A 17,375-nucleotide genomic window follows, 5' to 3' on the forward strand; every position below is an offset into this window, starting at 1 on the left:
GTCAATTGCGCCCAAACCGGCCGAACGAATGCTTGGTCACGAAACCGTAACCGCAGGTATCGCAGGTCCACAAATAACTGACAGCGTTATCGGACAGAAATGCGGACGCTTCGGCGGCTACCATTGAATCGGCGCAAACGACACAAACCGGCAGATCGCTGCCGCGCGGCGCGGAACGAGGCACACCGGTCGACAGCACTTCAGCAATCGCTGGCATCGTGACCTCCTCGGATTCTGGTCTGCCACCAAACATACACTGCGTTGTTTGACGATGTCGCAACACAAATGCGTTCCTTTTAGGAATTCTTGGATTTTGCAATGCAGCGAATGGGAGCCCGGGCGGCGGTTGCATGCGCACGCGCTTCGGCGCAGTCTGACTCAAGCTTTCCGATCTGTCGCATCTTTGTTCGCCAAAAAGGATTCACCATGGATATGCCGTCGGCCACCAACGCGACGCCAACGCATCGGCCCGGGCGCGGGCGGGTTTTCGACAGCATCGTCGAGGCCGTCGGCGATACTCCGATCGTACGCCTGCGGAAATTGCCGCAGCAGCACGGCGTGAACGCGACGATTCTCGCCAAGCTGGAATATTTCAGTCCGGCGGCGAGCGTGAAGGACCGCATCGGCGCCGCCATGATCATCGCAATGGAGCAGGCCGGCGTGATCGATGCCGACACCGTGCTGATCGAGCCGACATCGGGCAATACCGGGATCGCGTTGGCCTTCGTGGCGGCGTCGCGCGGCTACCGCTTGAAACTGGTGATGCCGGACTCGATGTCGATCGAACGCCGCAAGATGCTGGCGTTTCTCGGCGCGGAAATCGTCTTGACGCCGGCGGCGCAGGGCATGAAGGGGGCCATCGCGACCGCCGAAGAAATGGTGCGCACGACCACGAACGCGGTGATGCCGCAGCAGTTCAAGAACCTCGCCAACCCCGCAATTCACCGCCGCACCACGGCGGAAGAAATCTGGAACGACACCGGCGGCAAGCTCGACGTCTTCGTCGCCGGCGTCGGCACCGGGGGCACCATCACCGGGGTCGGCCAGGTGCTGAAGCCGCGCCAGCCATCGCTGCGGATTGTCGCGGTCGAACCGGAAGAAAGCCCCGTGCTGTCGGGCGGCACCCACTCGCCGCACAAGATCCAGGGTATCGGCGCCGGCTTCATTCCGGATGTGCTCGACCGTTCGGTGATCGACGAGATCGTCAGGGTCAACAGCGCGGCGGCGATCGACATGTCCCGCGCGCTGGCCCGCACCGAAGGCATTCCCGGCGGCATTTCGTCGGGCGCCGCCATCGCCGCCGCGCTGCAAATCGGCAAGCGGCCGGATAGCGCGGGTAAAACCATTCTGGCGATCGTGCCTTCGTTCTCGGAGCGCTATCTGTCGACCGTGCTGTTCGAGGGAATTTGATCATGCCGGACCAACCGAGGCGGCCGCGAACCCTGAACGACGCCCGTACCGAGGCCGAGGCAGCGTTCAAGAAAACCACGACCAGGGCCGCCGAGGCGCCGCCGAAAAAGGCCGCGCTTCCCGGCGTCAAGGAGCTCGTGTCGTTGCGGATCGACCAGGACGTGCTCGAACACTTCCAGGAGGGCGGTCCGGGCTGGCAGGACCGCATTAACGACGCGTTGCGAAAGGCGGCGGGAAAGTAACATCTCGCGCGCGGGCCGATGCGTCAGGTCCGGGCGCCTGCGGCTGGACCGGCGGTCTTCAGGTTGAGCAGGTTGCCGGCCAGGATCAGCGCGGCTCCAAGGACCGTGAACCCGTCCAGGCCCTCCGCATAGATCAGCCAACCTGCCATGGCAGTGAGCGGAACGCGCAGGAAGTCCATCGGCACCACCACCGTCGCATCGGCATGGACCATCGCGCGCGCCAGGCAGTAATGCGAAAATGTGCCGCAGAACGCGATCACGACGATCCAGCCCCAGGCGTAGGCGGACGGCCAGTGCCAGGCGTAAAGCGCCGGGATAAAGCCGGCGGTGCCCTGAATGACAATCATCCAGAAGATGATGCGCAGCGTCGATTCGGTCCGCGTCAGGGACTTCATCATGGCGATCGAGGTGCCGAAGCCGACCGCCGCGCCCAGCGCGATCAACTGGCCCGGATTGATCTCGGTGACGCCCGGTCGGACGATGACGGCGACGCCGACAAGTCCCAGCATGATCGCGAAAACTTTCCAGACGGTCATGCGCTCGCCAAGGAAGCTGGCAGCCAGGATGGCGGTCCAGATCGGCATGGTGAATTCGATCGAAACCACCTGGCCCAGCGGAATCAGCGTCAATGCGAAGAACCAGCCGAGCTGCGCGGCATAATGGACGAGGTTGCGTCCGGCGTGCTGAAGCGGCCGCGATGTCTTCATCGCCGCCAATCCCCCGTTGAGGCGGATCAGCGGAACCAGCATGAAGAAGCCGAGCACCGAGCGCAGCTCCATGATCTCGAAAACGTTCAGCTCGCGCGTGGTCTCGCGGCCGGCAACCGCCACGATCAGCATCAGCGTGAGCCAGCCGGCCATCCACAGCGCGGCTCTTGGTATGGAAGGGCTTCGATCCGTCAACGGCGAGGTCCGGGGTTTGCCTTGCCGCGTCGCGCGCAACATTCGAGGCGGGAGTGAGCGATGCCCTTATCGGCGACCCCACCGCTTTGCAACGCTCAAATCTGCCGATGCTGCGATGCGCTGGCCGATTCAATATGGGATCATCGGGCTGATCGGTGTTAAAACCGATTGTTCCGGCACTGCCGGACTTCGCCTTTGGAGATTTTCTCATGCGTGTCTTGCAGCCGGCCGAGTGGTCAAAACCCCGCGGCTTTTCCCATGGCGTCGTGGTCGACGGCCCGGGCAGGTGGATCATGCTTGCCGGCCAGACCGGAGGCAACGAAAAGGGCGACTATTCAAGCGATATGGCCGGGCAGGTGGGTACCGCCCTGAAACGCATCGTCAAGCTGCTAGATGACGCCGGCGCCGGGCCCGAGCACATCGTTCGCCTGACATGGTACCTGACCAGCAAGGAGGATTACGAGGCGGCGGGCGGCGGGATCGGTGCGGCATGGAAGGAGACCCTGGGCCGCAACTTTCCACCCTCGACCTTGCTCTACGTCTGCGGACTGGTCGATGCGCGCGCCAAGGTCGAGATCGAAGTCACGGCGTTCGTGCCGGCGACATAATCCCAGACTGTTACGACAGGATATACGACAGATGACCGAGCAAGCACAGCGATCCACGTCCGCAGATTTCGTTACCGCCTTCGCGACCGGCTGGCCGGAAAACCAGCCTGACGTCATGATCCTGTCGTTGACCACGCAAAAAGGCATTCAGGATTTCGCACTCAACAGGGAGCAGGCCCTGTTGATCGCCAAAACCATGAAGGAAACCGCAGCCCAACTGGAAAAACGCAAGACCGGGAGCTGATGGCCGCCGCTCCCGGGAAGACGCCGAGCGCTCGGATTTACGAGCGCGTCAGCGAAATCGACGCGCCGCGGAACTGGCTCTCCGCCCGGATGACGACGGACTGCTTGTTGCCGGTTGTTCGCAGCGTAATGTTCGCCGTGAACCCCGGCGAACTCGCAACGATCTCGAAATTACCGCCGCTGCCGCGTCCTTCGAGGTTGCCGCTGACGCCCCGGCTGGATTCGCTCCACGTTCCCGACAGCGATCCGCCGTTGGCGACGACGTTGCTGGAAAGATTGAACCGGTAGCTGTCGCTGGCGCAGTTCAGGCTCTGATTGAGGGTCTTGCCACCCGCGCCGACGGCGTAAGTCGCCCGGCACCGGATGCGTTCGCTGGATCCGTCATCCAGTGTTACGGTGCCGCCGCCCGACCATGTCCCCGCCATTCCGGCAAACGGGCCTGATTGGGCATAACCGATCGAGGGAGCGCCTAAGGATGCGAGCGATACAGCGGCCGCAGCAAGCAGCGGCCGCACTGCACCACAGATCATCGCTGGCCAGAACGCCTTATTGACGGGAAGCTTCCCATCGGCCGCTACACGCAATTCCACCAGACGCCCCATTCCATTTTCCCGATCCGCTGTTGCCGCTAAGCTGGCCGTTTGCATGAGCACCGGAGATGGAAACGCGAACATTGCCTTCCCGTCCGACACTGCCGGAAACGTCTGCACCGGCAGCGGAAACCTTACCATCGGCAACGGTGAGAGGATAGCGTGCCGACGGCTCGCACGATCCCGTCTTGGTCACGATGGTCACGCTCCACAGCCCGTCATATGGCGACTGGGCGACAGCGGGGACGGAGGCAACCGCAGCCGCAGCCACGACGAAGGTAGAGACAAAGCCGGTACGAATGCGGTCAAGGCGCATGAATCATATCCCCGAGGTATGCGATGCGGCAGCTTATGGGCAACCAATGTGTCCAAAATTTGCTGCATCGCGTCAAACAATATCGTTGCACCCGACATCAATCAACCTGGTTCCTTTACGTTCCACTGCCATGAGTTATTTACGTTAATCCCGCAGCGGGCGAACGCTCAATGCGTATCCGCAAGTGCGGGCGCCCTGGTGGCGAACTGCTCGTCCTGCGGCGTGGCGGGTAGCGTTTTGTGGGCCTTGGCGTAGTCGATCACCTCGGCCAGCAGCTTCTGCCCCAGCGGCGCCAGTGCACGCTCCCACAATTCCCGCGCGGTTTCGCCCTTTCGCACAAAACACCATTCCTGCGCAGCAATGGCGCCGGCATCCATGCGGTCGGCCAGATGATAGACCGTGCCGCCCGCGATCGGATCGCCTTCGCGCACCGTCCACTCGATCGCGGCAATACCGCGATGCCGCGGCAGCAGGGAGGGATGGTAGCCTATCCCTCCCAGCCTGGCCGCGCCGAGGGCTTCCTTGCTGATCCGGGCGTGACTGTGGGCGGTAACGATCAAATCGGTATCCGCGGCGATTTCGTCGGCCACGACCCGTTTGGGATCGGCCTGCACCGTCACCTCGATACCGGCGGCATGCGCTGCGGCGGCCAACCGGTCGCCGGCGTCGGCGACTACCACCCGGACGATCTCGACCCCGCGGCTTCGCAGCATGTCGAACGTCGTCACGCCGAAGTGGCGGGAGCCGACGAGAGTGATGCGCATGATGTCGTTCCGTTAGCGGGCAGGTGAGCGTGCGGACGGCCCATGTTAGCCTTGCCGCGTCGTTGCGTCGATAGCACACGGCAAATGCACGTAAAGCGGCGTCGCTCCGGGTTATCAACAGGACGCGGCGGGGAGGCTGACCAAGTCGAATGCTGCATCAGCCGAAGAAACAATCTTTGGTGTACAACCTCGCTAGCCGTGGATAAGAAGTTGCCATTTTACCGCCGCTAATACCATAGACAGCCGAAATTGCAGATGTTCTAATTCTATCTTCGTCTGCACACATTGGAAATAAATCGAAGCCAGCATCAAGGTACGAACAAGCAAGGTCGTCTGGACCTGCGTAGCAGTTACATCAACCGTATGTAGTCTGCCGGGAAAGCACTCGATTCGGGATCTTACATCTGGGGCCGTACAATGGGGTCTTTACGAGGGAAGCATTTTCAGGCGGCTCTTGACGCCATCGAATCCATTGGACAGGCAGAAACTTCTTCGGATGTCTGCGGTGCAGTTTCTGATTTGACCGGATCGTTCGGCTATAACCATATCTGCTTTCTTACATCCTGTGATTGCAAGGAGCAAACTTTTGATGATAGGGTTGTGCTGAAGCTCTGGCCAAGAGCATGGGCGGAGCAATATTCATTATCGAACTTCTACGCATTCGATCCAATCGCGCCGCGCATAAGACAGCGGCCCGAATCGTTCACTTGGGCCGAGATCTACCCAAGCAGCACCAACAAAATAGCTAATTCTATTATGGAGATAGCGACAACTGACTATGGTTTAAAACACGGATTGTGCATCCCCGTGCACGGCATGAACGGTTATCAGGCGGGGGCATCTGTTGCGGGACGAGAAGTTGAAGGTACGCAAGAAGCGCGTGCGGCGATCGAGCTTGTTACGATGTATGCGTTCAATCGCCTGACAATAATAAAATCGCGGCAGCCAGCGAAACCCATGGTTCTTACCCCGCGCGAGCGTGAAGTAATGACTTGGGTGGCTGCAGGAAAGACAGCATGGGCTACGAGCGCAATTCTGAAGATTTCCGAGGATACTGTGAATAAAATGGCCTCCACAGCGATGCAGAAGCTGAACGTACACACCCGGGCACAAGCAGTCGCCGAATGTATAAGACGCGGTGAGATCGAGCTCTAAGTGTCAATAACATGCCCACGTAATGGCCTGATGCTTTAACGAAGTTAAAAACTCTCTCGCAAGAGGCGGGGGGAGTTTTTGATGATCCGAGTGGTTCATAGCGGCAACAAGAGCCGATTTGCGAAACTACTGGATCGTCAGTTCCGGTTGCGGCACGAGATATTTGTGAAAGGCCGCGGCTGGAACGAATTTGAAGTCGACGGCATCTACGAAAAAGATCCTTATGACGACGAATTTACCTCATATGTCATTGCTGTCGATCAGTCAGACAATGTCGCAGGGGGGTTTCGGTTGTATCCGACGATTCTGCCTCACATGCTTTCTGAACAATTTCCAAATTTAGTCGATCGCCATATTATTCAACGAAGAGATTTGCTGGAATTAACGCGTTTCGCAATGCGCAAAACAGAACGTCGAAGCTCGCACTATTTTGAGCTCTTACTCGCCATTCAAGAGCATGGCCTCGCAGAAGGCTTGATGGGTTATACCTCGGTCATCAACACGTTGCGAATCCCTGTCCTCCAAAGTTTTGGCTTTGATATCGAGCCGCTTGGACTTCCCCAAACGATAGACGGCGAGACAGTAATTGCCGTTCTTTTCCACGTCAGTGAAGATTGTTTCTCCCGTGTCCGCAAGGCGGTCAACATCCATACATCCGTCTTGGAAAGCACGATCATGGAACGTCAGATAGCGTGAGGTGAGCCATGCCCGATCTAAAAGTAGTTGAAGGCGGAAAGGACGAGGACTTGGCAATGGTCCTCATGCGCGCGATTAGACTGGCTGAGTCATGTCGGTCCAGTACAACTACATATCTTCTCAAAATGGCGCTGCTGAACGAAGGTATTCGACTCGCGGCCGATCTCTCGAAAAAAGAGGCGGTTCCAGCGGTCCGGAGCGAGACATCTTCTGCATTGAACGCGAATGCCGCCAATGTTGACCGGACAGTAGGCTGTCAGTTGCCTAATCTCCTTTCTGCTCGGCGAGTAATCGCTCGGCCAAGGTAATCACTCGCAGTCGATCATGCGTATCCTGAAGCTTGCGAAACGTACTTGTCAACCGAAGGCCCTGCTCAACAAGCACATCTGACCGCAAGCTCTCCTTTTGCGATGGCTTTGATTTTTCCGACATCATTCGACCCCAAATCAGTAATGTCGACGCGCCGCGCTAAATTGAGGTTCGCCATCAATTGTAGACGCACTCGACGATGCGAAGCATTCGTCATCGAAATTATCTTGACGATTCCTTGAAAGCGGAATTGACAATCAGGGTATAATTTCGCCGCGGCGGATGGATTCAGCCACGACTTGCGCCCGGGTATGGGCGTCGAGCTTGCGCATCGCAGAGGCGATGTGCTTGTTTACGGTATCTTCGGCTATTTTGAGAATACTGCCGGTATCCCAGGCCGTTTTACCGGCAGCTGTCCACCGAAGCACCTCCCGCTCGCGTTCCGTCAGTATTCCGCGTTCCCTGCGTGTAGATTTGAGGTTTGCCAGACGATTGAATGCGTAAATTCCTATCAATTCTAGAGTGGCATTCACCTCCATCCCGTCCTCGACGTCAAATCCGGCCAACGAAATTGCAGCATGAAATCCGTCCAGACCGTGAATAGGAACGCAGAACCCGCACCGCATACGATAGTCGCTGGAGGAGATGATCATTACTGATTTTGCAAGTTGATCATGCGCCGGAATTGGAGCCTCCAGCCATTTAAAGGCTTTGGTCTGTATCCGGGCAAAAGCAGCCACAGGGTCATGAGCGTTAAAATTCGATTTTCGATATTGCTCAAGCCAACCCTGCGGCCAGCTGACCAATAGCGCTTTCTGCTCAAAGGATTGCCGATGAACGGTTGGAGCAGATACGCAGCATAAATGCTGATAGCCAAAAGATGCGATAGCTTGAGCAAACTGGTGCCGAAGAGCTACTTCAGTGTCAGCGCGATTGAATTGCTCGATGGCGTCCAATGCCGCTTGGAAATGACGTCGTTGGAATGCTGCCATCTCCAGAATCCCCCTTATGGGATCAGCAAGGGCAAAAGATTCGGCGCCGTTCTACCTTGCGTTCCTTACAGCTTATTCGGCAACTTTTTGTATTAGAAATCAATGACCATCAAGCAATGTGGCTTCATCGAATCCGTGTCCAGGCCGGATGCCGACCCCCCACGGCCGGTTTGCATTTCCGATAAAAGCAGTAATTATCTCAATAAATCAATGTTTTATCAGTATCTCCCTTGCAATTCCCCGTTGTACATCGTTTCTAACTGTTGCGTGTGCATGAGCCGGTTTGTGGCGACCGATGCGGTGGACGTGACGAAGCGGGCAACGCCACGGCGGCCGAAGCCATACTCGCCGACCAAGAGGCGAGGGGCCTCGGGGCGCGGAGGTGATCTACCGGCGCCGCCTGACGATGTTGTTGATCACGGCGGTCGAAATGCGTTCAGTGCCCGCTCAGCGCCAGCGTCTTGACGGGATGCAGCAAGGCCTGGATGCGCAGCAGCATCGCATGCACGCACCCTCAGCCCCCCCCCCGGCAGGAAGGACAGCCTTTATTGGCGCTCGTCCGACAGCGGCCGGAGCCCGCTCGGCGAACCGGCCGCGCAAGCTTCGACAGAAGCATATAAGGTCGGGATCAATATCCTTATCACGGCTGCCACTTCCGCACCTGACGCGGCAAATCCGGCCCGGATAGTGAGAGCTGAACTCGAACCGTCGAGCATTCCCATGCGAAATTTCGTGGTTTCCGCCGTTTTGGCAGTAGGTGCCGGGGTAAGCGTTCTCATCCAGCAAGTCTTGAACACGAACCTTCGCGCCGACCTTGGCTCGGCTGCCTGGTCCGGCCTTGTCAGTTATGCGCTCGGCATTGTCTGCATGCTATTCCTCGTGGCCGGTCTGCGTGACCCTATCCCCTCCGGTGCGGTCATTGCAGGCGTGCGGTGGTGGGCCTGGAGCGGAGGGCTGTTCGGCGCAATCTTCATCGGACTTGCGATCGTTCTCGTTCCGAAGCTCGGCGGCGCAGCCTTCATCGCGCTCCTGGTCGCCGGCCAGATGATGGCTGCATTGGCGTTCGATCATTACGGATGGCTCGGCATACCACGGCGGCCAATCGATCTTCCGCGCGTGATCGGCGTTGCTCTGTTGGTCGGCGGCGTCGTGCTGATCCGCCGATAAGCGGCTCTACTGGCGAAGCCGTTCGGCCACGATCTCGGCCATGGCTGCCGATCGGCCTTCAGCCCGCAGGCCGCTGACCACCGTCCGGCGGTCGTGTTCAGAACGGTTCTGGCTCACCTTCCACTTGCCTTCGATCCGGCTGATCGGAATTTCGAGGCCGACGATGCCTCGGAGTTGCGAAGTGACGAACGTCTCCGGCGCATCGGTCACGTTCCAGGGCTCCGCGCGCGTCCGCTCCTGCTTTTTCGTGAGCTCGTCGGTCTGGACGCGAAGCCATTCGAAATCGTCGATGACCTGAGGCGTACCCCACACCAGCACGACCACGTAATTCCACGTCGGCAGGACTTCGCCATGCTCCGCCTTGGAAGCGTACCAGGACGGCGTGATGTAATGTTCCGGTCCCTGGAAGATCACCATCGCTTCCTGTCCTCGGCGCAACATGCCGAGCTGATCGTTGCCCTTTGCCATATGAGCGCGCAGCACCCCTTTGTCGCCGCGATCAGACGCGATCGTGAAGGGCACAAGGTTGGCGTCCAGACCACCCGCCGCCGTGACAAGCGTTGCGAGCGGATGATTTCGAATCAACGCATGCATCACGTCAATGCGATCTTCTCGAAAAGCAGGCGGTCGGTACATGTGGCACCTCCACGAGGCCTCGCCCCACCCGTGCCGGCAAAAGTCGCAAGGAAAAAACCGGAAGTTCCAGAGGTACCCCGTTCATGTACTCGCTCCGGCCCGGCGAGCAGCGCTTGAATGGGCCACCATTTCATGGGGAGACCGCGATATACCCATGGATCATCCTAGCGCAAGCCGGGATCGGAACCAATGGTCTTGCGCGGCTGCTTTCTTGCTGGCGAACTTCGGCAAGGGCGGCAGTTCTCCTATTGTCCCCAGAATAAGTGAGCAATTTTATACACTGAGCATCGACAAGTATTATCCGTACTGCGGTTAATTAGTCACAGGATTATGCCGCCGATCGCGATACATTGTCTCAAGCAATTTCAATTGTGAAATGCTCTTCCGTGGGAGTAAGCGATGAAAAAGGTTCTTCTTAGTACCGTCGGGCTATTGGCGCTATCGCTATCAGGGCCCGTGGTTGCTGCCGATATGGCAGCGCGCCCGTACGCTAAGGCACCGATGATGGCGCCTTCGCCGATCTATAACTGGACCGGCTTCTACATCGGCGGCCACATTGGCGGCGCGTTCAGTGACAACAACAATAATTTCGGAGCGACCGTTACCGGCGGCAACGACAACGATGGTCGGTTCCTGGGCGGTGTTCAAGTTGGTGGCGACTATCAATTTGCAAACACGAGTTTTGTAGTTGGCGTGGAAGGTCAGTACAGCTGGCTCGACCGCAACAACAACAATGCTTTTGTGTTTCCCGGCGGCTTCAGTTATTTCCACAACCAGCGCGCACTTGCTTCGGTCACCGGCCGGGTAGGCTACGCCTGGGGTCCGGCTCTCGTTTACGCCAAGGGCGGTTATGCCTATTCCGATTCCCGCGATCAAGTGTCTCTGGCAGGGGCGCCCGTCGCTTTCAACTTCGATCGCAGGCACCGCGACGGTTACACCGTCGGCGGCGGTATAGAATACATGTTCACTCCGAATTGGTCAGCCAAGGCAGAGTACATGTATTATAACTTTGATCGCAGCACTTTCGTCACGCCAGTCGCGCTGGCCCCGTTCGGAAGCTTCCGCGATGACGAGCATACGTTCAAGGTTGGCCTGAACTATCGCTTCGGCTGGGCTGGCCCCGTCGTTGCGCGCTACTGATCAATTTAGAACTTAGCCAACGAAAGCCCCGGAGTGTCCGGGGCTTTTTTGTGCGTTCATGGTTCCGAAGACCCGGACGCATGGGCGGCCTCTGCAACGAGGCGGAGGCTACTCTGGAGGCTGGACGACGGCGATGAATGGCGGAGCGACGGCGCCGACGCTCTTGGTGTGTGCAGCAACAAGAGGATCAAAAGGCGCGGATGAGCGGCTCTTGCAAAATATTGAAATGCCTCGATTAATTGGTGAGCGCGGAGGGACTCGAACCCTCGACCCCATGATTAAAAGTCACGTGCTCTACCGCCTGAGCTACGCGCTCACTTGCCGCGCTGTGTAGGGGGAGGGCTCTTGCGGGTCAATAGCCCGGCGGCTTGTCTGCACCGCGGTGGAAAGCAGGATTTGGACGCATTTACAGTTCATTAGCGAGGCTTCTGATCGATCCCCGGCGGTCGGTCCGCCTAGCCGGCTTCCCGATGGATTTCCGATGCCACCGGCTGCGACGTCCCGATCGCGGTCGGCATCGTCACCGGACGCAGCCCGATCAGTTCGGCGGTCCGCACGCCGGTGTTGCGCCAGAACGAAAACGCGTTGATTCGGGAGTTTTCCAGGATCGCGATTGCGACCGCCGACAGGAACGGCAGGCTTTCCAGCACCAGCACGGCCGCGAAGACGTAGATCTCGCGGACTTCCTTGAAACTGTTGGTGACGATCAGAACGGCGGCGCCGACCAGCAGCAGCACGCCGATTACCGCTTCCCAGAACGCCTGGAATTCGACCGACATGATCGAGAAGCCGCCTTTGGACGTGCGCGCAAAGGCCAGATGTTCGGTGATGAGACCCTGGGCCACCGCCCGCGACACCGTCCATTGCACCGACATCGCGGCGACCATCGCGCCGAGCATCTGGCCCGTCTTTACAGGAACGCGGAGCCGGTACAGCGCCACAAAATGGATCAGCGAAACCAGGAAGGCGGCGATGATCGGCAGGGTCAGGATCTTGTCAGGGATCGCAATGTCGGCGAAGGCGACGATCGGCACCCAGATCAGGTTCAGGATGGCGACGAGAACGCCGAGGCTTTCGGCGCCGAGCCAGTTCAGCCATCCCAGCGCGAATTCCCGCTTCTGATCCGGCGACAACCGGCTCGCGCCGGGCAGGAAGCGGCGCCAGTGCTTTTTGACGATCTGGAAACCGCCATAGGCCCAGCGGTGGCGCTGCTTCTTGAACGCCTCGTAGGTGTCGGGCAGCAGGCCGTAGCCGTAGCGGTCGTTGGTGTAATGCGTCAGCCATCCATGCTCGATGATCGCAAGGCCGAGGTCGGTATCTTCGCAGATGGTATCGCCGGCCCAGCCGCCGGCCATGTCCATGGCGGCGCGTCGGATCAGGCACATCGTGCCGTGAACGATGATGGAATTGGTCTCGTTGCGCTGGACCATGCCGATATCGAAGAAGCCGGCATATTCGCCGTTCATGATGTAATGCATCAAAGATCGGTCGCCGTCGCGATGGTCCTGCGGCGCCTGCACCAGACCGACCCGCGGATCGGCGAACGCCGGCACCAGTTCCTTCAGCCAGTCCGGCTGCACCACATAGTCGGCGTCGATAATGCCGATGATCTCGGCATCGGCCGCGGTGCGGTCCATGGCGATCCGCAGGGCGCCGGCTTTGAAACCGTCGACCTTCTCGGCATTGATGAACTTGAAACGCTCGCCGAGCGTGCGGCAGTGGTCCTGAATCGGCTGCCAGAACTCCGGATCGGGCGTATTGTTGATGATCACCACGCATTCGAAATTCGGATAATCCAGCCGCGAGACGGCATCGAGCGTCTGCTTGAGCATATCCGGCGGCTCGAAATAAGCGGGAACGTGGATCGAAACCTTGGGCAGCGTTCCGCTGCAATCCGAAGCAGCCATCGGCACCATCGCCAGCCCCTTGACCAGCAGCCGGCGCGGGCTTCGGCCAAAGGCGATGGCGGCAATCTCCTCAATCCGGGCCATGGCGATCAGCACCAGCGGCACCAGCAGGATCAAACCAAGGGTCAATGCGAGCGCTGATCCGAACACAAAATAATGCCCGGTCCAGTAGGCGAACACGGTCGCAACCCATGCCCCGACGCCATTGGCCGCCGCCGATAGCACCAACGCCTGCATGACCGTAGGACGGACCAGCCGGAGAATCGGCAGCGACATCAGGACGCCGACCAGAAGCGCGATACCGGCGAGTTTCCAGTAAGCCGGGTCCTCGACCGGGCCGGTCCACGCAAATTTGGGCTCGCGCGCGGCGTTCAGGATGCCCCAATAGGGACCGACGCCGCCCTCGAAGAATTTCCACGGCTGATCGATCGCCTCGACGATGTTGTATTCCATGCCGATAGCTTCGGCGCGGCTGACGAAGGTTCGCAGCGTCAGCGCCTGTTCGAACGGCCCCGGGGTTCCGTTTTTCAGATTATAGCCAGCGCTGGGCCAGCCGAATTCCGCAATCACGATGCGCTTGCCCGGAAAAGCATCGCGCAGTTTCTGATAGATGATCAGCGCCTGGTCCACCGCCTGCTTTTCCGAAAAGCCCTCCCAATAGGGCAGGATGTGCGCGGCGATAAAGTCGACGGACGACGCAAGCTCTGGATGTTCGATCCAGATGTTCCAGATTTCGCCTGTCGTTACAGGTACGTTGACCGATCCCTTGACGCGCTGAATGAGCTTGATCAGATCGTCGATCTTCTGCTCGCCACGGTAGATCGTCTCGTTGCCCACCACGATGCCGTTGACGTTGCCGTTACGCTTGGCAAGGTCGATCGCCGAAAGCATCTCGCGTTCGTTGCGGTCGACATTCTTGTCGATCCACGCCCCCACGGTGACCTTCAGGCCGGCCTCATTGGCGATTGGCGGCACCAGTTCGACGCCGCCGGTCGACGAATAAAGCCGGACCGCGCGCGTCAGCGGCGCCAGCGTTTTCATGTCGGCGCGGATTTTGTCGGCGTTGGGGATATTGTCGACGTCGGGATGACCCGTACCGTCGAACGGCGCGTAGGAGACGCTAGGCAGGATACCCCTGAAATCGGGGGCCGGCTGTTTCTCCCGGAGTACACCCCAGAGTCCCGCATGAGCGGCGGTTACAAACACCAGAACGGCGACGACGGCGCGCATCGCGACAAGACCATAGGGGCGAGCAGGACAGTAGCGGACCCGTCCCCGAGGCCCGACCAATACGCTGGCAGATCAGCATAACTCCGCCGCGTGATTTAACAACTCATATGACGCCATGGCGTTTTGAGGGCGGCAGTTTGAAACCAGAAGAGTTTCCAGACCCCTGCCGCCGGCGGACGGGATTATTTTGCCGAAGCGGCGGGAGCCGCGGCCGCGGGCGTCGAAGCCGCGGCAGGCGCGGCAACCGGACTCGCTGCGGCGGTGCCGGCGGTCGAGGGTGCGGTGGATTGCGCGGCCGTGGCGGCCTGCGGCTGGGCGCCAGGATTGATCCAGCAGGCGTGAACGCGTCCGCTCAGACTTTCCGGAGCCTTGGGATCGGTAGCCTTGGGATCGATGGCGCCGAAGCGAACCAGGCAGCGGAACGTGGCCTGGACGTGGCCGCCCGGGCAGCCAAAGCGGTCATAAAGATCGAGATGACGGAACGCGGTGTCCAAATCGTCGCGCCACATCAGGACCACGACGCGGCGGCCGAGCCAGACGCATTCCGGATTCCCCGCGGGGCCGTTGATGGCCTGCGAAGCCTCGACGAACTCGTCGGTCTTGCGCTGACTGTCTCTGGCCGCATCGGCGGGAGCCGCGGGATTTGCCGCCGCGGGCTTGCCGGACTGATCCTGCGTGCGCAGGTCGCCGCTTTGGGCGAAGGCGCTGCCAAAACCGATCAGCAATGCGAAACCGGATGCGGCGAGGCGGCGCGTCACCGCATTCTGGAATTCGAACACCCGCTGACGCATAAAATCCCCGATTTGCTGCCTGCTCGCGGCACATTCTGGCACGGCCGTTGATGCCGTTCAAATGGGTCCCCATTGCGGCGGGGACACTTCCGAATCCCATGGCGGACATTTTGCATTTTGTCCAGCAAAGCCGTAACTTTATCGCGTCGTGGTAAAGCGGCCGCGGCCGGAAGACGGTGGTCGTCAGAAAGCCGCCCTTGGCAGACGAGCGGCGACCGGGTAATCGACGAGCTCTCTCAAGAGGACGGAACCGATTTCCTTTCGCACGCCGCTGGCGCTTCTTCTGCTATCTCTCAGCGCGATTGCCGCGGCGTGGTGGTGGTTGGCCACGCCGGTCACGCTGGCGCGCGCGCCGATCGATCCCGCAGCCAAGCTGCTTTGCGTTTCCTACGCGCCGTTCCGCGACGCCCAGACGCCGCTGCTTGCGACGACGCAAATTCCGCCCGAACAGATCGCCGAGGATCTGGCGCAGCTTGCCAGAATATCCAGTTGCGTCAGAACCTATTCGCTTGAAAATGGTCTGGATCGGGTTCCGGAGCTGGCCGACAAGGTCGGCCTCAAGGTGATCCAGGGTATCTGGCTCGGCAGCAACCGGCTCAAGAATCTTGCCCAGGTTTCCACGGCAGTTGCCTTGAGCAAGGAATACCCCGGGGTGATCACTTCGCTGGTTGTCGGTAACGAGGTGCTGCTGCGCGGTGAAATGACCACCTCCGATCTCGCCGCCGTCATCCGCTCGGTCAAGGCGCAAGTCACGGTTCCCGTGACTTACGCCGACGTCTGGGAGTACTGGCTGCGCAACCGTGAAATCTACGAGGCGGTCGATTTCGTCACGATCCATATCCTGCCGTATTGGGAGGACTTTCCGATCCGGGCGAAATACGCGGCGGCTCACGTCGACGCCATCCGCAAGCGCATGGCGGTTGCGTTTCCCGGCAAGGAAATCCTGATCGGGGAAACCGGATGGCCGAGTGCCGGGCGTATGCGTGAGGCGGCGCTGCCGTCGCGCACCAATCAGGCGCGCGTCGTTTCGGAAATTCTCGATCTGGCGAAGCGTGAGAATTTCAGGGTCAATCTGATCGAAGCCTATGACCAGCCGTGGAAGCGCCAGCTCGAGGGTACCGTGGGCGGTTACTGGGGTCTGATCGATTCGGCGCAGCGCGCGCTGAAATATCCGCCAGGCGAACCCATCAGCAACTACCCGTTCTGGAAGCTGCAGATGGGATCCGGAATGGCGTTGAGCATGCTGGTGTTCGGCGCTGCGTCACTGACTTTGAGGCGCCGGCCATGGACGCCGCGATTGCTGTCCTGGGTCGCGGTCGCGGCGTCGGCGACCGCGAGCGGCATCCTGCTGGGGGTGGCCGGCGATAAAATGTTCTACGAAAGCTATGGGTTCGGCGGCTGGCTGGGCTGGGGCTTGCTGCTGGCTGCGGGAATGGCCGCACCGCTGCTGTCGGCCAATGCCTTGATGTCCGGGCGTGCGCTGCCGACCTTTCTCGAACTGATAGGCCCGCGCGAGGGAAGGACCCGATCGGCCCTGACGATGGCATTGGGCCTGACCTTGATCGTGACAGCCGTGATCGCGGCAGAAACCGCGCTCGGCTTCGCGTTCGACCCGCGTTACCGCGATTTTCCGTTCGCCGCGCTCACCATGGCGGTGGTGCCGTTCTGGATGCTGATGCTTCTTAACCGTCCGCAAAGCGGCAAGCGCCCGATCACCGAAGCGGTGTTCGCAGGATTGTTTGCAGGAACGGCGGTTTACACGCTTTTCAACGAGGGGCCCGAGAACTGGCAGTCGCTGTGGACTTGCGCGCTGTATATCCTGCTCGGCGTCACGCTGTGGCAGGCGCGGGGCGCGCAAAGCCCAAAATAAGCAGCCCGATTGCGACGCCGGACAGGCCGATATTGTAAAGCACGATGCCGAATCCGGCGGCGATCAGGCCGCCGGTCAGCAGCACGATCGAGGGCCGGATCACATGCAGCGTCGCGATGATAAGCGCGACGATTCCGAACACGGAATTGCGAAACAGGTAGGTGACCAGAAGCCGGGTCTTGCAGAGCAAGGTCTGCAGGCCGGCATCGCACGCCAGCGCCACGGTCGAAAACTCGACCGCCAGGTAGCGTAAATAAAGGGCGTAACCGACTGTCAGGAAACCGACGATCAGCAGCCACTGCACCTGATACGGGGTCAGCCGGAACGGATCTTTTTTCATGTCGCGAATATGGTTGGGATGACGCGGCGGGACAAGCACGTTATCGCTGCTGAAAAGCTTCCTTCAT

At 59.8% G+C, this 17,375-nt stretch carries 19 protein-coding genes and 1 tRNA gene; 9 read left to right on the forward strand and 11 right to left on the reverse strand.

Features of this window, described 5'->3' with window-relative positions; all coding sequences use genetic code 11:
- Position 1: 1 nt before the first annotated feature.
- The gene (locus ACFE72_RS08170; RefSeq protein ID WP_375412580.1) at positions 2-217 is read right to left on the reverse strand and encodes a hypothetical protein; all 216 of its coding nucleotides are present in this window, start codon (positions 215-217) and stop codon (positions 2-4) included.
- Between the two features lie 209 nt (positions 218-426).
- Here ACFE72_RS08170 and cysK point away from each other — a divergent pair, with 209 nt between their 5' ends.
- Both cysK and ACFE72_RS08180 read left to right on the forward strand, forming a co-directional pair.
- A complete protein-coding gene (gene cysK, locus ACFE72_RS08175) occupies positions 427-1,410 on the forward strand; it encodes a cysteine synthase A (RefSeq protein ID WP_375412581.1) in 984 nt (327 codons plus the stop codon).
- A gap of 2 nt (positions 1,411-1,412) precedes the next feature.
- Positions 1,413-1,652, forward strand: coding sequence for a BrnA antitoxin family protein (locus ACFE72_RS08180; protein ID WP_375412582.1), 240 nt, complete (start codon positions 1,413-1,415; stop codon positions 1,650-1,652).
- Positions 1,653-1,675: 23 nt separating this feature from the next.
- Here ACFE72_RS08180 and ACFE72_RS08185 read toward each other — a convergent pair whose 3' ends face one another.
- The gene (locus ACFE72_RS08185; protein WP_375412583.1) at positions 1,676-2,512 is read right to left on the reverse strand and encodes a DMT family transporter; all 837 of its coding nucleotides are present in this window, start codon (positions 2,510-2,512) and stop codon (positions 1,676-1,678) included.
- A gap of 251 nt (positions 2,513-2,763) precedes the next feature.
- On the opposite strand from ACFE72_RS08185, the gene ACFE72_RS08190 reads away from it, so the two are divergent.
- Together ACFE72_RS08190 and ACFE72_RS08195 are read left to right on the forward strand one after the other, a co-directional pair.
- Complete coding sequence (locus tag ACFE72_RS08190; RefSeq protein WP_375412584.1) at positions 2,764-3,162, forward strand: RidA family protein; 399 nt, start codon at positions 2,764-2,766, stop codon at positions 3,160-3,162.
- 31 nt (positions 3,163-3,193) lie between these two features.
- Positions 3,194-3,406, forward strand: coding sequence for a hypothetical protein (locus tag ACFE72_RS08195; RefSeq protein ID WP_375412585.1), 213 nt, complete (start codon positions 3,194-3,196; stop codon positions 3,404-3,406).
- Positions 3,407-3,443: 37 nt separating this feature from the next.
- On the opposite strand, the gene ACFE72_RS08200 is transcribed toward ACFE72_RS08195, so the two are convergent.
- The 3 genes from ACFE72_RS08200 to ACFE72_RS08210 form a co-directional block, all read right to left on the reverse strand.
- Entirely contained in the window at positions 3,444-4,007 is a 564-nt protein-coding gene (locus tag ACFE72_RS08200; protein WP_375412586.1) for a hypothetical protein, read from the reverse strand.
- Positions 3,952-4,311 (reverse strand): hypothetical protein, encoded by a 360-nt coding sequence (locus tag ACFE72_RS08205; protein ID WP_375412587.1) that lies wholly within the window; start codon positions 4,309-4,311, stop codon positions 3,952-3,954. Before ACFE72_RS08205 ends, ACFE72_RS08200 begins: the two co-directional genes overlap by 56 nt.
- 167 nt (positions 4,312-4,478) lie before the next feature.
- Complete coding sequence (locus tag ACFE72_RS08210) at positions 4,479-5,075, reverse strand: formyltransferase family protein (RefSeq protein ID WP_375412588.1); 597 nt, start codon at positions 5,073-5,075, stop codon at positions 4,479-4,481.
- A 417-nt stretch (positions 5,076-5,492) separates the two neighbouring features.
- Here ACFE72_RS08210 and ACFE72_RS08215 point away from each other — a divergent pair, with 417 nt between their 5' ends.
- Entirely contained in the window at positions 5,493-6,230 is a 738-nt protein-coding gene (locus tag ACFE72_RS08215; RefSeq protein ID WP_375412589.1) for an autoinducer binding domain-containing protein, read from the forward strand.
- Between the two features lie 81 nt (positions 6,231-6,311).
- Complete coding sequence (locus ACFE72_RS08220) at positions 6,312-6,926, forward strand: acyl-homoserine-lactone synthase (RefSeq protein ID WP_375412590.1); 615 nt, start codon at positions 6,312-6,314, stop codon at positions 6,924-6,926.
- A gap of 566 nt (positions 6,927-7,492) precedes the next feature.
- On the opposite strand, the gene ACFE72_RS08225 is transcribed toward ACFE72_RS08220, so the two are convergent.
- Positions 7,493-8,227, reverse strand: coding sequence for a LuxR family transcriptional regulator (locus tag ACFE72_RS08225; protein WP_375412591.1), 735 nt, complete (start codon positions 8,225-8,227; stop codon positions 7,493-7,495).
- A gap of 720 nt (positions 8,228-8,947) precedes the next feature.
- Between ACFE72_RS08225 and ACFE72_RS08230 the strand changes: the two genes are divergently transcribed.
- The gene (locus ACFE72_RS08230; protein ID WP_375412592.1) at positions 8,948-9,394 is read left to right on the forward strand and encodes a DMT family transporter; all 447 of its coding nucleotides are present in this window, start codon (positions 8,948-8,950) and stop codon (positions 9,392-9,394) included.
- 6 nt (positions 9,395-9,400) lie between these two features.
- Here the strand turns inward: ACFE72_RS08230 and ACFE72_RS08235 are convergent, their stop codons facing one another.
- Complete coding sequence (locus ACFE72_RS08235; RefSeq protein ID WP_375412593.1) at positions 9,401-10,030, reverse strand: FMN-binding negative transcriptional regulator; 630 nt, start codon at positions 10,028-10,030, stop codon at positions 9,401-9,403.
- A gap of 399 nt (positions 10,031-10,429) precedes the next feature.
- Here ACFE72_RS08235 and ACFE72_RS08240 point away from each other — a divergent pair, with 399 nt between their 5' ends.
- Entirely contained in the window at positions 10,430-11,170 is a 741-nt protein-coding gene (locus ACFE72_RS08240) for an outer membrane protein (RefSeq protein ID WP_375412594.1), read from the forward strand.
- Positions 11,171-11,410: 240 nt separating this feature from the next.
- Here the strand turns inward: ACFE72_RS08240 and ACFE72_RS08245 are convergent.
- The 3 genes from ACFE72_RS08245 to ACFE72_RS08255 all read right to left on the reverse strand — a co-directional run bounded on the left by ACFE72_RS08245 (position 11,411) and on the right by ACFE72_RS08255 (position 15,098).
- Positions 11,411-11,486, reverse strand: a tRNA-Lys gene (locus ACFE72_RS08245).
- A gap of 139 nt (positions 11,487-11,625) precedes the next feature.
- Positions 11,626-14,307 carry a glycosyltransferase gene (locus ACFE72_RS08250; protein WP_375412595.1) on the reverse strand — a complete coding sequence of 894 codons (2,682 nt, stop codon included), beginning with the start codon at positions 14,305-14,307 and terminating at the stop codon, positions 11,626-11,628.
- A 182-nt stretch (positions 14,308-14,489) separates the two neighbouring features.
- Positions 14,490-15,098, reverse strand: coding sequence for a beta-1-3, beta-1-6-glucan biosynthesis protein (locus tag ACFE72_RS08255; protein ID WP_375412596.1), 609 nt, complete (start codon positions 15,096-15,098; stop codon positions 14,490-14,492).
- A 271-nt stretch (positions 15,099-15,369) separates the two neighbouring features.
- Here ACFE72_RS08255 and ACFE72_RS08260 point away from each other — a divergent pair, with 271 nt between their 5' ends.
- On the forward strand, positions 15,370-16,968 hold the full coding sequence (locus ACFE72_RS08260; RefSeq protein WP_375412664.1) for a beta-(1-6) glucans synthase: 1,599 nt from the start codon (positions 15,370-15,372) through the stop codon (positions 16,966-16,968).
- Here the strand turns inward: ACFE72_RS08260 and ACFE72_RS08265 are convergent.
- Entirely contained in the window at positions 16,928-17,308 is a 381-nt protein-coding gene (locus tag ACFE72_RS08265) for a hypothetical protein (protein ID WP_375412597.1), read from the reverse strand. The genes ACFE72_RS08260 and ACFE72_RS08265 overlap by 41 nt on opposite strands.
- Positions 17,309-17,375 lie beyond the last annotated feature (67 nt).

This window comes from uncultured Bradyrhizobium sp. (assembly GCF_964252615.1).
Taxonomy (GTDB): Bacteria; Pseudomonadota; Alphaproteobacteria; order Rhizobiales; family Xanthobacteraceae; genus Bradyrhizobium.

Bases quoted from the DNA above. Each gene is read 5' to 3' on its own strand.
- ACFE72_RS08170 (WP_375412580.1), bottom strand. From the start codon at position 217: ATGCCAGCGATTGCTGAAGTGCTGTCGACCGGTGTGCCTCGTTCCGCG.
- cysK (WP_375412581.1), top strand. From the start codon at position 427: ATGGATATGCCGTCGGCCACCAACGCGACGCCAACGCATCGGCCCGGG.
- ACFE72_RS08180 (WP_375412582.1), top strand. From the start codon at position 1,413: ATGCCGGACCAACCGAGGCGGCCGCGAACCCTGAACGACGCCCGTACC.
- ACFE72_RS08185 (WP_375412583.1), bottom strand. From the start codon at position 2,512: ATGGCCGGCTGGCTCACGCTGATGCTGATCGTGGCGGTTGCCGGCCGC.
- ACFE72_RS08190 (WP_375412584.1), top strand. From the start codon at position 2,764: ATGCGTGTCTTGCAGCCGGCCGAGTGGTCAAAACCCCGCGGCTTTTCC.
- ACFE72_RS08195 (WP_375412585.1), top strand. From the start codon at position 3,194: ATGACCGAGCAAGCACAGCGATCCACGTCCGCAGATTTCGTTACCGCC.
- ACFE72_RS08200 (WP_375412586.1), bottom strand. From the start codon at position 4,007: ATGGGGCGTCTGGTGGAATTGCGTGTAGCGGCCGATGGGAAGCTTCCC.
- ACFE72_RS08205 (WP_375412587.1), bottom strand. From the start codon at position 4,311: ATGCGCCTTGACCGCATTCGTACCGGCTTTGTCTCTACCTTCGTCGTG.
- ACFE72_RS08210 (WP_375412588.1), bottom strand. From the start codon at position 5,075: ATGCGCATCACTCTCGTCGGCTCCCGCCACTTCGGCGTGACGACGTTC.
- ACFE72_RS08215 (WP_375412589.1), top strand. From the start codon at position 5,493: ATGGGGTCTTTACGAGGGAAGCATTTTCAGGCGGCTCTTGACGCCATC.
- ACFE72_RS08220 (WP_375412590.1), top strand. From the start codon at position 6,312: ATGATCCGAGTGGTTCATAGCGGCAACAAGAGCCGATTTGCGAAACTA.
- ACFE72_RS08225 (WP_375412591.1), bottom strand. From the start codon at position 8,227: ATGGCAGCATTCCAACGACGTCATTTCCAAGCGGCATTGGACGCCATC.
- ACFE72_RS08230 (WP_375412592.1), top strand. From the start codon at position 8,948: ATGCGAAATTTCGTGGTTTCCGCCGTTTTGGCAGTAGGTGCCGGGGTA.
- ACFE72_RS08235 (WP_375412593.1), bottom strand. From the start codon at position 10,030: ATGTACCGACCGCCTGCTTTTCGAGAAGATCGCATTGACGTGATGCAT.
- ACFE72_RS08240 (WP_375412594.1), top strand. From the start codon at position 10,430: ATGAAAAAGGTTCTTCTTAGTACCGTCGGGCTATTGGCGCTATCGCTA.
- ACFE72_RS08250 (WP_375412595.1), bottom strand. From the start codon at position 14,307: ATGCGCGCCGTCGTCGCCGTTCTGGTGTTTGTAACCGCCGCTCATGCG.
- ACFE72_RS08255 (WP_375412596.1), bottom strand. From the start codon at position 15,098: ATGCGTCAGCGGGTGTTCGAATTCCAGAATGCGGTGACGCGCCGCCTC.
- ACFE72_RS08265 (WP_375412597.1), bottom strand. From the start codon at position 17,308: ATGAAAAAAGATCCGTTCCGGCTGACCCCGTATCAGGTGCAGTGGCTG.